This is a genomic window from Massilia terrae, assembly GCF_024753145.1.
Classification (GTDB): Bacteria; Pseudomonadota; Gammaproteobacteria; order Burkholderiales; family Burkholderiaceae_D; genus Telluria; species Telluria terrae.
This window is the reverse complement of the sequence record NZ_JANUGU010000002.1, coordinates 424,548-439,063: the sequence shown is the minus strand read 5'-3', so window position 1 is coordinate 439,063 and position 14,516 is coordinate 424,548. Positions and strand designations below refer to the sequence as shown.

At 63.9% G+C, this 14,516-nt stretch carries 10 protein-coding genes and 1 tRNA gene; 6 read left to right on the top strand and 5 right to left on the bottom strand.

Going from position 1 to position 14,516, the window contains the following annotated elements:
- Nucleotides 1-10: 10 nt before the first annotated feature.
- Complete coding sequence (locus tag NX778_RS09245; RefSeq protein ID WP_258811434.1) at nt 11-3,739, bottom strand: TonB-dependent receptor; 3,729 nt, start codon at nt 3,737-3,739, stop codon at nt 11-13.
- Between the two features lie 213 nt (nt 3,740-3,952).
- On the opposite strand from NX778_RS09245, the gene NX778_RS09240 reads away from it, so the two are divergent.
- Nucleotides 3,953-5,287, top strand: a complete 1,335-nt coding sequence (locus NX778_RS09240; protein WP_258811433.1) for a beta-sandwich domain-containing protein — start codon at nt 3,953-3,955, stop codon at nt 5,285-5,287.
- A gap of 54 nt (nt 5,288-5,341) precedes the next feature.
- Here NX778_RS09240 and NX778_RS09235 read toward each other — a convergent pair.
- The 4 genes from NX778_RS09235 to NX778_RS09220 all read right to left on the bottom strand — a co-directional run bounded on the left by NX778_RS09235 (nt 5,342) and on the right by NX778_RS09220 (nt 8,806).
- Nucleotides 5,342-5,417, bottom strand: a tRNA-Lys gene (locus NX778_RS09235).
- A 166-nt stretch (nt 5,418-5,583) separates the two neighbouring features.
- Nucleotides 5,584-7,386, bottom strand: a complete 1,803-nt coding sequence (gene tfpB / locus NX778_RS09230; protein ID WP_258811432.1) for a type IV pilus assembly ATPase TfpB — start codon at nt 7,384-7,386, stop codon at nt 5,584-5,586.
- Nucleotides 7,387-7,388: 2 nt separating this feature from the next.
- Nucleotides 7,389-8,195 (bottom strand): spermine/spermidine synthase domain-containing protein, encoded by an 807-nt coding sequence (locus tag NX778_RS09225; protein WP_258811431.1) that lies wholly within the window; start codon nt 8,193-8,195, stop codon nt 7,389-7,391.
- A gap of 98 nt (nt 8,196-8,293) precedes the next feature.
- The gene (locus NX778_RS09220) at nt 8,294-8,806 is read right to left on the bottom strand and encodes a glycine zipper 2TM domain-containing protein (RefSeq protein WP_258811430.1); all 513 of its coding nucleotides are present in this window, start codon (nt 8,804-8,806) and stop codon (nt 8,294-8,296) included.
- Between the two features lie 343 nt (nt 8,807-9,149).
- On the opposite strand from NX778_RS09220, the gene NX778_RS09215 reads away from it, so the two are divergent.
- The 5 genes from NX778_RS09215 to NX778_RS09195 all read left to right on the top strand — a co-directional run bounded on the left by NX778_RS09215 (nt 9,150) and on the right by NX778_RS09195 (nt 14,321).
- Nucleotides 9,150-9,548 carry a barstar family protein gene (locus NX778_RS09215; protein WP_258811429.1) on the top strand — a complete coding sequence of 133 codons (399 nt, stop codon included), beginning with the start codon at nt 9,150-9,152 and terminating at the stop codon, nt 9,546-9,548.
- A gap of 179 nt (nt 9,549-9,727) precedes the next feature.
- The gene (gene purN, locus NX778_RS09210; RefSeq protein ID WP_258811428.1) at nt 9,728-10,345 is read left to right on the top strand and encodes a phosphoribosylglycinamide formyltransferase; all 618 of its coding nucleotides are present in this window, start codon (nt 9,728-9,730) and stop codon (nt 10,343-10,345) included.
- Nucleotides 10,346-10,358: 13 nt separating this feature from the next.
- Nucleotides 10,359-11,654, top strand: coding sequence for an RsmB/NOP family class I SAM-dependent RNA methyltransferase (locus NX778_RS09205; RefSeq protein WP_258811427.1), 1,296 nt, complete (start codon nt 10,359-10,361; stop codon nt 11,652-11,654).
- Between the two features lies 1 nt (nt 11,655).
- Nucleotides 11,656-13,002 carry a mechanosensitive ion channel family protein gene (locus NX778_RS09200; RefSeq protein ID WP_258811426.1) on the top strand — a complete coding sequence of 449 codons (1,347 nt, stop codon included), beginning with the start codon at nt 11,656-11,658 and terminating at the stop codon, nt 13,000-13,002.
- A 107-nt stretch (nt 13,003-13,109) separates the two neighbouring features.
- Nucleotides 13,110-14,321, top strand: coding sequence for a DesA family fatty acid desaturase (locus NX778_RS09195; protein WP_258811425.1), 1,212 nt, complete (start codon nt 13,110-13,112; stop codon nt 14,319-14,321).
- The last annotated feature ends 195 nt before the right edge of the window (nt 14,322-14,516 follow it).

Genomic DNA, 14,516 nt, shown 5'->3' with positions numbered 1-14,516 from the left:
GCGTCTCCGGTTACAGGTTGCGGAAGTTCAGGCCAACCATGATACGGCGGCCGGCGTACGAATAGTCGAGCAGGTTCGGCGTGCCGTCGGCGAACGGGGTGGACATGCGCTGGCTGTTGGTGGTGGTGGCGTTGCCGAGGTTGCGGCCTTCGATGAAAACCTCGACGTTCGGTTGCAGCTTGTACGAGATCTTGGCGTCGATGAAGCGCGTGGTGTCCTTGTAGTCCGGCGAGCCCGGGTTGTACGGGAACTTGGTCAGCTGGACCCCGACCGCCGGATAGTTCTGGATCGCGGCCTGCTGGGTGCAGCCCGCGATGCAGGAGAACGAGTACGCCACGGCCTGCACCGCGACGCGCGCCGACAGGCGGCCGTCGTCATACCACACCGCCCAGTTGTACGTGTACTTCGACTCGCGCTGCGGCGGCAGCGGCTCGCCGGTCAGCAAGTCGACCGCATTTTCCGTGGTGGTGACCGAACGCAGGCGCGTCACGTTGGCGTCGAAGCCGGTGTAGCGCAGCGCCCACGGCAGGAAGGTGAAGGCGGTCTTGGTGCCCAGTTCCACGCCCTTGCGGGTGGTTGCGGCGCCGTTCATCCACATCGAGTAGTTGAAGGGGATGCTCGACAGGTCGGTGCCGGTGGCCGGATCGACCAGCGGCGAGCCGGAGAACAGCGGCAGCTTGTTCACGCCCTGGCTCAGCGCCGGACCGATGATGCCCTTCTGGTTGAACGCGGCGGCCGAGAACATCGTGTCCTTGTTCGGGTAGAACTCGAGGCTGAGGTTCTGGTTCAGGTTCTTCTGCGCCTGCAAGGACGGGTTGCCGAGCGTGCCGCTGCAGCGCTGGGCGATGTCGCCGCCCACCGCCAGCGTTTCGTCATAGGTGCAGGTGCCGGCCGGCAGCAGCTGGGTGATCGGCGGACGCGCCACGGTGCGCGCGCGGTTGTAGCGCACCACCAGCTTGTCCGGGACCGCCCACATCGCCAGGTTATAGATCGGCAGGAAGTCCGTGGTCTTGGCGCTGACCGCGGTGTTGCGGATGTAGGTGTTGGTGATGGTGCCGCCCGGCGCGGTCGGGTTCAGCGGGTCGTAGGACGCGGTCGGCGTGATCGAGGTCAGCGTCATCATGCCCACGCCACTGACCTTGGTGCGCACGAAGCGGTAGCCGAGGTTGCCGTCGATCTGCCAGCCGAAGGGCAGGGCGATGTCGGTGAACGGCAGGTGGTCGATGTCGAAGTCGCCCATCACGTAGAAGGCCTGGGTGCGCTCCTTCAGCTTCTGCACCGGCTGGTCATACACCTTGCCGTCGTTGGCGGTGCAGCTCTTTACGCAGTCGTAATTGGTGTTGGGCGCGCCGATGATGGCGAAGGCCTTCTCGACGTCGATCTGGGTCCAGTTGTCGAGCATGCCGGCCGGACGTCCCTTGGCGCCGCTGAACAGCTGGGTCGACGTGGCTGGCCCGGTCAGCACATTCCCCACCAGGTCCTGGAACTGCTGTGGCGTCAGTTGCAGCGTGCCGTTATTGGCCAGGCGCGGGTCGGGGCTGGACAGGTAGCCGTACTGGCAGGCCTTGCCGCCCGGCGCCAGCGAGCCGGCGGTATCCTGGCAGGCCTGGACCACGGTGCGCGCGATCGGCGTCGGCAGCACGATCGGCGCCTGGTAGCCGGGCTGGCCGTAGGTGCCGACCGCCGCCTGCATCACGATGCCGCCGCTGTTGCCGTCGCCGGGGTTCCAGTTGTCGACCAGGTTGTCGCGCAGGTTGAAGCCGGCCTTGATGCGCTTGATGTAGGGGATCGAGTCGGGCGTCGCGTAAGCCATGTCGAACTTGGCGGTGCGTTCCTCGGTGGCGCGGATCTGCGGGTTCCAGAATGCTTCGGTGCGCGGCGACGAAGAACTCAGCAGGGGTTGCTGGGCGATGGTGTAGGCCGGCGTGGCGCGCGTGTTGAGCGGGCCAAGCGGCTGCGCCGAGGCGTTCGAGGTGGCCGGGAACACGCGCACATACTGGGCCGGGTCGGCCTGGTTGAAGCCGCTGCCCGGGAAGCTGTAGGTCCACAGCCCGTTCGGCAGCACCGACATCGTGGTCGGGCCGTAGAAGTTGGTGAAGCTGATCCGCTTCTGGGCGCGCCGGAAGTCCGAGCGCGCGTCGCCGATGAAGAACTCCGTGGTCAGTGGGCCGTTCTTGTAGGCGCCGCCCAGCTGCATGTACTTCGCCGTCACGTAGGCGACGTCGTGCAGCTGGTCGGTGGTGGCCTGGCCGTCGGTGATCGTGTACGAGGTCAGGTGGTGGTTGGCGTCGGTGACGATGGAGCTTGGCACGATGTTGACCACGGTGCCCGCCAGCGGGTAGCCGCTGCTGCGCGTGGTCGGGTAGTCGTAGACGTAGTAGCCGGAGCCCGGCACCGCGCTGCGCACGCCGGTCGTGTTGTTGTCGACGAAGGTCGCGCCGGTGTAGGCCGGGCTGATCGTGGTGCCGGTGTTGGTCAGCACGTTGCCCAGGGTGTAGGTGAGCTGCGACAGGTCGTCGCGGCGGCGGTTGTAGCTGCCCTTGGCATACACGGTCAGCTGGTTGTTGACCTTGAAGTCGGCGCGCAGGTCCAGGTTCTGGCGGCGGTCGATCTCGCGCTTGACGAAGTAGCGCACGTTCGACGGCGTGTAGTCGTTCCACTGGTTCAGGCAGGTGGCCAGCTCGTTGCCGCGCTGGGCCTGGGCCGCGTTGCGGCTGGCCGATGCGATCGCGTTCAGCTGGGTGGCGCTGATCGCCGGGAAGGCCGCGTAGCAGTCGGCCTTGGTCTGGGCGGCGGCCGACTGGGTCAGCACCGACATCGGGGTCGCGGAGTTGAAGAAGCCGCCGGCGGTCAGCGGCGACTGCAGGAGCGGCTGGTTGACGCTGGCGTCGGCCTTGTTCAGGGTATTCGGAAGGAAGCTGAAGGTCTTCTGCGGCGAATTGTCGAAGTCGGCCACGCGATAGTAGCCCTGCAGCGCGCTGAACGCGTTCTGCTGCGAGTGCATTTCGTTGGCCAGCGTGGTCGTCGACGCGTTCAGCAGCAGGCCGAGGCGGCCGTCGAGGAATTTGTCGGCCAGGATCAGGTTGGCGTCCGGCTCCCACTTCTTGTTCAGCGAGGTCTGGGTGCCGGCCACGCGCAGCGACACGAAGGGCTTCTTGAAATCGAGGCCGGTACGGGTCTTGATGATGATCCCGCCGCCGAGCGAACCCTCGGTCATGTCGGCGGTCGAGCCCTTGACCACGTCCACGCTCTTGATCAGGTCCGACGACAGCTGGCGGAACTCGACCGCGCGGCCGCTGGCGCCGCTGTTGCCGCCCATGTCGGCGCCGCCGGCCGATTGCACGCCCTGGCCGTCGATCTCGACGCGGGTCAGGTCGGCCGAGTTGCCGCGCACGGCGACGCTGACGCCTTCGCCGTAATCGCCGCGGTCCAGCGCGATGCCCGACATGCGCGAGATCGCTTCGCCGATGTTCCGGTCCGGCAGCGAGCCGACGTCTTCGGCCACGATCGAATCGATCGCTGTGGCCGCGTTCTTCTTGCGGTCGATGCTCGACTGCTGCGATGCGCGGGTCGCGCTCACCACCACCACGGCCACTTTTTCCGCGCCGGCGGCATCGGCGGGCGGTGCCGGATTTTCCTGGGCCAGCGCGACATTGCTCGCCACCAGCGACGCCAGGGCCATCGACACGGCAAAGCTCAGGCGCTTCGGCCGAAGCGGGTGCGGGGTACTCTCTCTCACGATTTTGTCTCCGTTATAGGTATGCGACAACAGCTCTATGTATTCTATATATTCAATACAATCGGTTTTTTAATATATCACCGACAATCGACGCCAAATCAAGCTACGAAAAAACAAACGAGGGCAACCGAAAAACACAATGCGGCCGCTCATGGGACCCGTGGGCTGTGCATGCGTCGCGCTGCGCATCGACCTGCTTCCAATGGCGTGCACTTGCAGGCTTATTCGGGCGGCGCAGGCAATTCGCCGTGCTCGGGCTGGAATTTCGGCAGCCTGCCGGTTTTCCCCGGTCTGTGGGATTCCAACTACACGCCGCCGGGCATGCAGACCCAGATGCAGAACTGGAGGAACCAGTGCGGCATCACCGGCGGCTTCTTGTGGCTGTATGACGACATCGTCGGCCAGACCTACAACGGCCAGAACAAGACCCAGGCCTATGCCAGCGCCATCAACAACGGCCTTGGCATCAACCCCTATCCGACCGGCGCCTACAACGCCGAGGCCCGGTCCACCGACGGCACGGCGATCACCAATGGCGGCATCGATGGCGGCGGTTACGCCTACTCGGCGACGCTGCTCGGTTCGACGGTCACGTGGAACAACACCACGTTCACGCTGGGCTCGGCGGATACGCTGGACGCCTGGTACAACACGACCATCGCGCTGCCGTCCGGCCAGTACAACACGCTGAACCTGCTCGCCACTGGCGTCCAGGGAAGCCAGGCGTCGCAAACCTTCATCGTGAATTATTCCGACGGCACCAGTACGACGCTCACACAAAGCATGAGCGATTGGTTCAGTCCTCAGAACTATCCGGGCGAATCGAAAGCGGTCACGATGGCATACCGTAATAATCCCGATGGCACCAAGGACAACCGCACCTTCTATTTGTACGGCTACTCGTTCCCGATCAATAGCGCGAAGACGGTGACCAGCCTGACCTTGCCGAGCAACCGGAACGTGGTGGTCCTGGCCGGCGTGCTGGGCACGACGACGGCGCCGCCGCCCGGCACGCCGGTCAGCCTGTCGACCGCTTTCACCCGTTGGGGCGTCTTTACCGACGGCACGACGTTCGCCAGCACGAGCGGCCTGGACAACAAGGGTTTTGCCTATTCCGCCAACCTGCTGGGGTCGTCGACGACCTTCAATGGCGTCACCTATAACTATGGGGCGGCCAATGCCAAGAACGATGTGAGCGCAGCGGGGCAGACGATCCAGCTTCCGGCCGGTCAGTACTCGTCGCTGCGCATGATGGCTACCGCGGTCCAAGGTAACCAGACGTCCCAATTGTTCAAAGTCACTTACACGGACGGAACGTCGACGACTTTTACGCAGAGCGTGAGCGACTGGTTTACGCCGCAAAGCTATGCCAATGAGCTGGATGCGGTGCCGATGAGCTATCGCGACACCAACACCGGCGGACGGGACAGCCGCACCTTCCATCTGTACAACTACACCTTCGCCTTGAACAATGCGAAGACGGTGCAGAGCGTGGTGCTGCCGAATAACGCCAACGTGGAAGTGCTGGCGATGACCGTGGTGCCCTGATCAGGAAAGCAAAAAGCCCACGAACCGAAATTCGTGGGCTTCCTGTTTTATCTTTGGTAGGCCGTGCGGGGCTCGAACCTGCGACCAACGGATTAAAAGTCCGCTGCTCTACCAACTGAGCTAACGACCCGAAGAGGTCGATATTATAGCGGGAGCTTGGGGATTGCGCTAGTGGTGTTTGTGCAATTGTTTGTGCAATAGTCGGTCGGCCTCGATGGCAGTGTCGGGTAATCTCTGCTGCTGGCTTCGGATGTTCAGCATGGGTCCCCGCCTTCGCGGGGACGACGTGCTTCCAATCAGGCCATGGCGGAGGTGACTTTCAGGACTTCTTCGGCAGTGGTCACGCCTTCGACGATCTTCAGCGCGCCGGCAAGGCGCAGGGGCTTCATGCCGTCGGCGGCGGCTTGCTGGCGTAGCGCGCCCAGGTCGGTCACTTCGCCGATCAGCTGCGAGAACTTTTCGGTCACCGTCGCCAGCTCGTACAGGCCGGTCCTGCCGCGATAGCCGGTCTGGCGGCATTCCGGGCAGCCAACTGCGCGGTACACGGTCTGCGGCTTCGGCACATTCCACGCGCCGCCGATGCTTTGCCAGATCTCGTCCGCCAGCTCGCCATCCGGCGCCTTGCAGTGGGTGCACAGCGTGCGCACCAGGCGCTGCGCCATGATGCCGATCAGCGTCGCCTCGAGCAGATAGTAGGGCACGCCCAGCTCCAGCAGGCGCATCACGGCCGATGGCGCATCGTTGGTGTGCAGGGTCGACAGCACCAGGTGCCCGGTCAGCGCGGCCTGGATCGCCATCTCGGCGGTCGCCAGGTCGCGGATCTCGCCGACCATGATGATGTCCGGGTCCTGCCGCATCAGCGCGCGCACGCCGTCCGCGAACGACAGGTCGATGCCCGGCTGGACCTGCATCTGGTTGAACGAGGGCTCCACCATTTCGATCGGGTCCTCGACCGAGCACACGTTCACTTCGCTGGTCGCCAGCGCCTTGAGCGTGGTGTACAGCGTGGTGGTCTTGCCCGAGCCGGTCGGCCCGGTGACGAGGATGATGCCGTGCGGCCGTTGCGTCAGCGCGTCCCAGCGCGATGCGTCTTCCGGCGGGAAGCCCAGCTCCGGCAGCGTCTTCACCACGACTTCCGGATCGAAGATACGCATCACCAGCTTCTCGCCGAACGCGGTCGGCATGGTCGACAGGCGCAGCTCGACTTCCTGGCCGCCGTTGGTGCGGGTCTTGATGCGGCCGTCCTGCGGGCGCCGTTTTTCGATCACATCCATCCGCCCCAGCAGCTTGATCCGCGCGGTCATCGCGATCATCACGGTGGCCGGGACCTGGTAGACCTGGTGCAGCATGCCGTCGATGCGGAAGCGCACCACGGCGAATTCGCGCTTCGGCTCCAGGTGGATGTCCGATGCGCGCTGATCGAAGGCATAGCTCCACAGCCAGTCGACGATGTTGACGATGTGCTGGTCGTTGGCGTCGAACTGGCGGTCCGCCTTGCCCATCTCGACCAGCTGTTCGAGGTTGTTCCTCAGCGCGAGGTCCTGGCCGCCGGCCTTGTTGGCGTCCTTGATCGACTTGGCGAGGCTGAAGAACTGCGAGATGTACTGCGCGATGTCGAGCGGGTTGGCGATCACCAGCTCCACCTTGCGGCGCGAGATGCGCGCGATCTCGTGTTCCCACTCCTTGTTGAACGGGTCGGCGGTGGCGACCACCAGCGCGGTCGGCGTCAGGTCCACCGGCAGGATGTTGAAGCGCGCCGCGTAACTGGCCGACATCACATCCGCGACCTTGGCGAAGTCGATCTTGAGCGGGTCGATGCGGTAGAAGGGCAGGCCGACCTTGGCCGCGCACCATTCGGTCAGCACGTCGAGTGTGAGCAGGCGGTGCGGGGCCAGCGCCGACACCAGCTTGCACTGCGCGACCGCGGTCAGCGGATGCATCGAGCCGGCCGCGTTCTTCAGGATGCCCTGCGCCTGCGCGTAGTTGGCCTTGACGTGTTCCTTGGTGACGATCCCGTCGGCCAGCAGCCACGAAAAGATGGCCTGCAGGTCGAGCTTCTTGAGGCGTGTGCTTTTCGGTTCGCGGGAATCGCCGTCCATGGTCACCTGCTGGTTGAAAGTGCGGCTTCGATGCCCTTGACCCAGGATTTGGCGGGCAGCTTGGTATCGGTCTTGATCCGGGCCGCGACGTCGGCCAGGGCCTTGAGGTCGATCGCGCGGCGCTCCTTGAAGCACAGCGCGACCACGTTCCCTTCGTGGACCTCGGGCAGGCAGATCACCTGGCCGAATGCGTGGCGCATGGCCTTGATGTTCTTGCCGAAGCTGGGATGGTCGCCGAACAGGTTCACGGTCATCATGCCGCCATCGGCCAGGCAGGCGTTGCAGGCCAGGTAGAACTCGGGCGTGTCCAGCACCGGGCCGCGCGCGGTGGCGTCGTACAGGTCGCACTGCAGCACGTCGAAGGCGCCGTGGTTGGCCGGGTCTTCCACGAAATCGAGCGCGTCCATCTCGAGCACCTGCAGGCGCTCATCGTTCGGCGGCAGCTTGAACATCGATTCGCAGATCGCGATCACGGCCGGATTCAGCTCGACCGCGGTGACGCGCGCTTCAGGAAACTGGCGGTAGCAGAATTTGGTGAGGGTGGCGGCGCCCAGGCCGAGCTGGCAGATGGCGCGCGGCGTGTCGATGAACAGCATCCACGCCATCATCTGCTGCGCATATTCGAGCTCGGGCCAGTCCGGTTTGCGGATGCGCATCGCGCCCTGGACCCATTCGGTGCCGAAGTGCAGGTAGCGCACGCCATCCGCTTCCGACAGGGTCACCGGCGCATATTTGGGCTTGCGCGTTGGCTTGCGCGCAGGGCGGCGGGAGGACTCGGCTTGTTCGATGGATTTGCGTTTGATGAGCATAGGGCGGCCTGGGAAAACCGCCCTATTATCAGGCGACGGGTTCCCGTAGCGCAAGCAAATCGGGAACCCGAAGGGAAGCGGGCTGGGCCCGCCGGGGATCAGTAGGCGTCGGCGACAACCGAAACGTGCAGGCGGATGCGGTCGCCCGGATCGCGGCTCATGGTCTGGGTGTAGGTGTGGCCACGGTATTCGTAGGTCACATCGTAGCCGGCATTGCGGGTCTGGATTTCATCGACGTTGCGGCACTGGCGCACGGCCTGTTCCTGCACGCCGCCGTCGACCGGGCGGCCGTCGTTTTCGACGTGGTCGCCGACCATCGCGCCGGCGATGGCGCCGGCTGCGGCCGCTGCGACCTTGCCGTTGCCGCCGCCCACCTGGCTACCCAGCAGGGCGCCGGCGATGCCGCCGATCACGGTGCCACCGGAGCCGCGCTGCTGCTGGACCGGGGTCTGTACGTACTGGGTGCGGCATTCCTGGCGCGGCACACGCACTTGCTCTACGCGCGGCTGGACGCGGACGACGCGGCCGAAGTCATCAAAATCAGCAGCCTGCGCCAGCGGAAGGGCGGCAAGGCCGAGTGCGGAAATCAGGAGTTTGGTCTGGAGTTTCATTGAGTACCTCGTTCTGGGGTGGTGCTAATTCGGTTTAATTGTTTAGTGCCACGATCTTATAGTACGTCCAGTCGAGGTCACACAACAGTCTTCGTGGCAACAAATTGTAACAGGTGGAATCACCCGATGCGCAAGGTGGCGAAGCACGCAAATCCTTGAGTTATCAGAGGATTTTTCCAAAAATTGGTGCAATTAGTCAACATTTGGGTTGATTCGACTACCACAAAACGTTACCCTTGAAAAAATTAGGGTTAATTCATCGAAACGAAAAGCGGGAGAGAAGCACAGGAGGCATGCCTGAGCGATGAGAATCCAATTCCTACCTGGTCAACTTGAGGGAAAAATGAGTTTGTTGATGACAGTGGCGCCAAATCTGGTGCAGTCCATTCGTGCGTTCCGGGTTGCGGATCTGCAGGAAGAGGCTGGCAGGTTGGGGCACCACTTCCTGTACGCGCGTTGTGCGGCTGCCTTGACCAAGCAGCAGGTGTGTGCGGGTATCGGGCAGAGCTTTCATTTTCCCAAGCAATGCAGCAAGAATTTCGAGGCGCTGCGCTTGTGCCTCACCGACACCATCCACAAGGCGGGCGTCCAGCCGGGTTTCATCGTCGTGCTGGAGCAGTTGCCAAATACTCAAAAGTTCGACAAGGAAGCGCGCGAGAACCTGCTCGATGTGTTTCGCGACGCCGCGGATTACTGGGCCGAGAAGAAGGTGCCGTTCCGGGTTTTCTATTCGTTTGAATAAATCCCGACCGTCGTTCCCGCGGACGCGGGAACCCCATTTCGCACCATAGCCGATAGCGCAACCTTTCCCTATTTGGACGCAAAATGGGATCCCCGCTTCCGCGGGGATGACGGTAAAGGTGGTGGTAACTAGCTCGATCGTGACGGTAAACTGCCCCGCTCGGGTTACAATGGCGGGCTATGAAGAACATCGTGATCCTTATTTCCGGCCGCGGCAGCAATATGGAAGCCGTGGTGCGCGCCTGCGCCGCCGAGCAGTGGCCGGCCCGCGTGGCCGCCGTCATCAGCAACAAGGCTGACGCCAAAGGTCTCGAATTCGCCAAGGCACACGGCATCCCGACCGCGGTCGTCTCCAACAAGGACTACCCGACCCGCGACGCCTTCGACGCCGCGCTGCAACAGGTGATCGACGGCTTCGCGCCGGACCTGGTGGTGCTGGCCGGCTTCATGCGCATCCTGACCGCGACCTTCGTCGAGCATTATGCGGGCCGCTTGCTGAACATCCACCCGTCGCTGCTGCCGCTGTTCCCGGGCCTGGACACGCACCGCCAGGCGCTCGACGCCGGCGTGCTCGAACATGGCGCGACCGTGCACTTCGTCACGGCGCAGCTGGACCACGGCCCGGTGGTGGCCCAGGCGCGCATCGACGTGCGGCCGGGCGACACGCCGGACACGCTGGCCGCGCGCCTGCTGTCGGAAGAGCACAAGCTGTACCCGTACGCGGTTCGCCTGTTCGTCGAGGACCGGCTCAGCATCGTCGACGATGGCGTCGTGATCGCCGAAGCAAACAAAATCTGATTCAAGGAATTCCATGAGATTGCCTCCAGCAATTCTCGCCAACACCGAAGAGGTGCTGCGCGAGATCTTGCGTTTTACCGCGCCGGCCGACGTCACCTTGTCGCGCTACTTCAAGGACCATCCGCGCCTCGGCGGCCGCGAGCGCGGCGCCGTCGCCGAAGCGGTCTACGCGGTCCTGCGCAACAAGTCCTTCTTCACCGACTTCGCCGGTTCCGGCAATGCGCCGATGCGCCGCCTGACCCTGCTGGGCATGGCCGAAGCCGTCGGCGCCGAATCGCTCGGCGGCCTCACGGAAGAAGAGAACCAGTTCCTCGCCCGCATCGCCCAGATCGACCGCAGCCTGCTGTCGCCGCTGATGCGCTCGAACATGCCGCAGTGGCTGTTCGACAAGCTGGTGGCCCAGTTCGGCGAGCAGGAAACCATGGAGCTGGCCGCCATGCTGAACACGCCGGCGCCGCTCGACCTGCGCGTCAACTCGATCAAGGCCAACCGCGACGACGTGGTGGCCGAGCTGGCCACCGCGCCCATCATCGCGGAGCCGATGCCGTATGCGCCGCTGGGCCTGCGCGTGCTGAAGAAGCCCGCGCTGCAGAACCTGCCGCTGTTCAAGTCCGGCGCGATAGAAGTGCAGGACGAGGGCAGCCAGGTGCTGGCCCAGCTGCTCGGCGCGCGCCGCGGCGAGATGGTGGTCGATTTCTGCGCCGGCGCCGGCGGCAAGACGCTGGCGCTGGGCGCGATCATGCGCAACACCGGCCGCCTGTATGCCTTCGACGTGTCGGAAAAACGCCTGTCGAAGCTGAAGCCGCGCCTGGCGCGCTCGGGCCTGTCCAACGTGCACCCGGTTGTCATCGCGCACGAGCGCGACGCCAAGGTGAAGCGCCTGGCCGGCAAGATCGACCGCGTGCTGGTCGACGCGCCGTGCAGCGGCCTGGGTACCCTGCGCCGCAATCCGGACGTGAAGTGGCGCCAGCAGCTGGACGCAATCGCCGAGATGCAGGAAAAGCAGATGTCGATCCTGGACGGCGCCTCGCGCCTGGTCAAGAGCGGCGGCCGCCTGGTGTATGCGACCTGCAGCCTGCTGAACGAGGAAAACGATGCCGTGGTCGAGCAGTTCCTGGCGACCCACGACGATTTCCAGCTGGTGCCGATGAGCACCGTGCTGGCCGAGCAGAAGATTCCGCTCGAAATGGACAAGTACCTCAAGCTGCTGCCGCACAAGCACAACACCGACGGCTTCTTCGCCGCCGTGCTGGAGCGTAAGCCAATGGCCGCGAAACCGGCCAAGGCCGCGGAAGAGGACGAGCAATAAGATGGTGGTCAGTTCGCCGCTGTCCAGCCTGCTGCCCGACCTGCTCGAGGACCTGTCCCGGCCCGGCATCAAGTGGCAGGCGGTGGCGGTGTTCACCTGCGCGGCGCTGGGCTGGCTGCTGGCGCGCATCATCCGCAAGATGATGTCGGCCCGCGGCGATGGCGAGCGCGGCTTCGTGCGCCTCGGCGCCCAGAGCTTCCTCGCCGTGCTGGACCCGCTGATGGTGGTGGCGCTGCTGTACGGCGCCAAGCGCATCCTGGTCTGGCAGCACTTGCACATCAACCTGGTGCGGGTGGCGATTCCGATCTTCCTGTCGCTGGCGGTGATTCGCTGCGTGTTTTACCTGCTGCGGCGCGTGTTCGCGCGCACGGGAGAGCTCGGCGCGCACTTCGTCCTGTTCGAGAAGGTGTTCGCGCTGGTCGCCTGGCTCGGCGCTGCGCTGTACATCAGCGGGATGTGGGACGACCTCTACGACTACCTCAACGTCCTGTACATCCCGATCGGCAAGAATCAACGCGATTGGCCGAGTGTCATCGCCTTCCTGCGCGGCGGCGTGTCGGTGGTGGTGCTGGTCATGCTGGCGATGTGGATCGGCGCGGCGCTGCAGGAACGCATCATGGGCATGGCCAGCGTCAACACCTCGCTGCGGGTGATGCTGGCGCGCCTGAGCAAGGCCTTGCTCATCATCGTCGTGGTGCTGATGTGCCTGCAGTCGATGGGGCTGGACTTGACCGTCCTGTCGGTGTTCGGCGGCGCTTTCGGCGTCGGCCTCGGACTCGGTATGCAAAGGATCGCCAGCAATTACGTGTCGGGCTTCGTCATCCTGCTGGAGCGCAGCCTGTCGATCGGCGACATGATTTCGCTCGACAAGTACACCGGCAAGGTCACCAACATCAACACCCGCTACACGGTGCTGCAAGGCCTGGATGGCGTGGAAACCGTGCTGCCAAACGAGATGCTGATTTCGGTGCCGGTGCAGAACCAGTCGCTGTCCAGCCGCCGCGTGCGCGGCTCGACCAAGCTGATCGTCGCCCATGGTTCCGACCTGAACGCGGTCATGCCCATGCTGCTTGCATTGGCGAAGGAAACGCCGCGGGTGCTGGCCGACCCGGCGCCCGGGGTCGGCCTGAGCCGTATCGCGCCGGAAGGCTACGAGCTCGACGTCGGCTTCTGGGTCGGCGATCCGGAGAACGGACTGGGCGGTGTCGCGGCCGACCTCAACAAGCGAATTTATGGCCTGGTGCAATCCGGGCAAATCAAACTTGCCACGACGGGACTCGACGTTCGCGTGACTGATGTCACGCCGCCAACGAATGTGTCGCCTGATGCGCAAACAAAGCCCGCCTGATTGCTCCAACTCGTGCCGAAGGGCAGTAGTTACGCGTAAAATGGTGGTTTGCTTGCGCGCGCATTCGCGCGTTGTTTAGCAATCTGGCAATCCCCTCTGGAGCATGAATGAATTTGTTTAGCAACACCCTGCACGCGGTGCTGAGTTTCCTCGACACGGGCCTGGTGGACCTGTCGGGTTGGGAACTTGTGCTGTACACGCTGGTCGTCACGCACATCACCATCGCTTGCGTCACCATCTACCTGCACCGCCACCAGGCGCACCGGGCGCTGGAGCTGCACGCCATCCCCAGCCACTTCTTCCGTTTCTGGCTGTGGCTGACCACCGGCCAGGTGACCAAGGAGTGGGCCGCCATCCACCGCAAGCACCACGCCAAGTGCGAGACCGAGGAAGATCCGCACAGCCCGGTCAAGAAGGGTATCCGCAAGGTGCTGCTGGAAGGCGCCGAGCTGTACCGCGCCGAGAGCAAGAACCAGGAAACGCTGGACAAGTACGGCCACGGCACGCCGAGCGACTGGATCGAGCGCAATCTGTACAGCAAGTACAGCTGGCTGGGCGTGTCGCTGCTGCTGCCGCTCAACGTTGCCCTGTTCGGCGTGATCGGCATTACGATCTGGGCCGTGCAGATGCTATGGATCCCGATCTGGGCCGCCGGCGTCATCAACGGCATCGGCCACTTCTGGGGCTATCGCAACTACGACTGCAATGATGCGGCCACCAACGTTTTCCCGTGGGGCATCCTGATCGGTGGCGAGGAGCTGCACAACAACCACCACACCTTCGCGACCTCGGCCAAGTTGTCCAGTAAATGGTACGAGTTCGACATCGGCTGGACCTACATCCGCATGATGGAGATCGTCGGCCTGGCCAAGGTGAAGAAAGTGGCGCCGAAGCCGAAGCGCGTGAAGAACAAGGCGGTCGCGGATTTCGACACGCTGCAGGCGGTGATCGCCAACCGCTACGACGTGACGGCCAAGTACGCCAAGTCGGTCAAGCGCGCGTTCCGCGAAGAGGTCGAGCACCTGAAGGACAAGGCGCAGCTGGAATCGCGTTTCCTGAAGACTTCGCGCAAGCTGCTGCAGCGTGAACCGGCCAAGCTGGAAGCGCCGCAGAAACAACAGCTCGTCGAGCTGTTCGAGCACAGCAAGGCGCTGGAAACCATGCACCAGATGCGCGTGGAACTGGGCGCGATCTGGGAGCGTTCGCATTCGACCCGCGACCAGCTGCTGCATCAGCTGCAAGACTGGTGCGCGCGCGCGGAGGCGTCGGGAATCAAGTCGCTGCAGGATTTTTCGGCGCGTTTGCGAAGCTACGCTTAAGACATCAAAGGTCAAGGAACACGGCTCCCGCGGGAGCCGTTTTTATTAGCGTAGTGCGCTAAAGAGTGAACGTCGTTCCCGGCACTGCCGGAAACGACTTCCCGCGCACGCGGGAACCCCCTCCCTGCATTCCGCTCACGCTCGCTGAAGTGGTGTGCGTATAAATGGGATTCCCGCTTTCGCGGGAATGACGGT

What these genes read in the sequence shown, in the direction of transcription:
- NX778_RS09225 (WP_258811431.1), bottom strand. Translation starts at nt 8,195, where the DNA reads ATGCTCATCAAACGCAAATCCATCGAACAAGCCGAGTCCTCCCGCCGC.
- NX778_RS09220 (WP_258811430.1), bottom strand. Translation starts at nt 8,806, where the DNA reads ATGAAACTCCAGACCAAACTCCTGATTTCCGCACTCGGCCTTGCCGCC.
- NX778_RS09200 (WP_258811426.1), top strand. Translation starts at nt 11,656, where the DNA reads ATGGTGGTCAGTTCGCCGCTGTCCAGCCTGCTGCCCGACCTGCTCGAG.
- NX778_RS09195 (WP_258811425.1), top strand. Translation starts at nt 13,110, where the DNA reads ATGAATTTGTTTAGCAACACCCTGCACGCGGTGCTGAGTTTCCTCGAC.
- NX778_RS09205 (WP_258811427.1), top strand. Translation starts at nt 10,359, where the DNA reads ATGAGATTGCCTCCAGCAATTCTCGCCAACACCGAAGAGGTGCTGCGC.
- tfpB (WP_258811432.1), bottom strand. Translation starts at nt 7,386, where the DNA reads ATGGACGGCGATTCCCGCGAACCGAAAAGCACACGCCTCAAGAAGCTC.
- purN (WP_258811428.1), top strand. Translation starts at nt 9,728, where the DNA reads ATGAAGAACATCGTGATCCTTATTTCCGGCCGCGGCAGCAATATGGAA.
- NX778_RS09215 (WP_258811429.1), top strand. Translation starts at nt 9,150, where the DNA reads ATGAGTTTGTTGATGACAGTGGCGCCAAATCTGGTGCAGTCCATTCGT.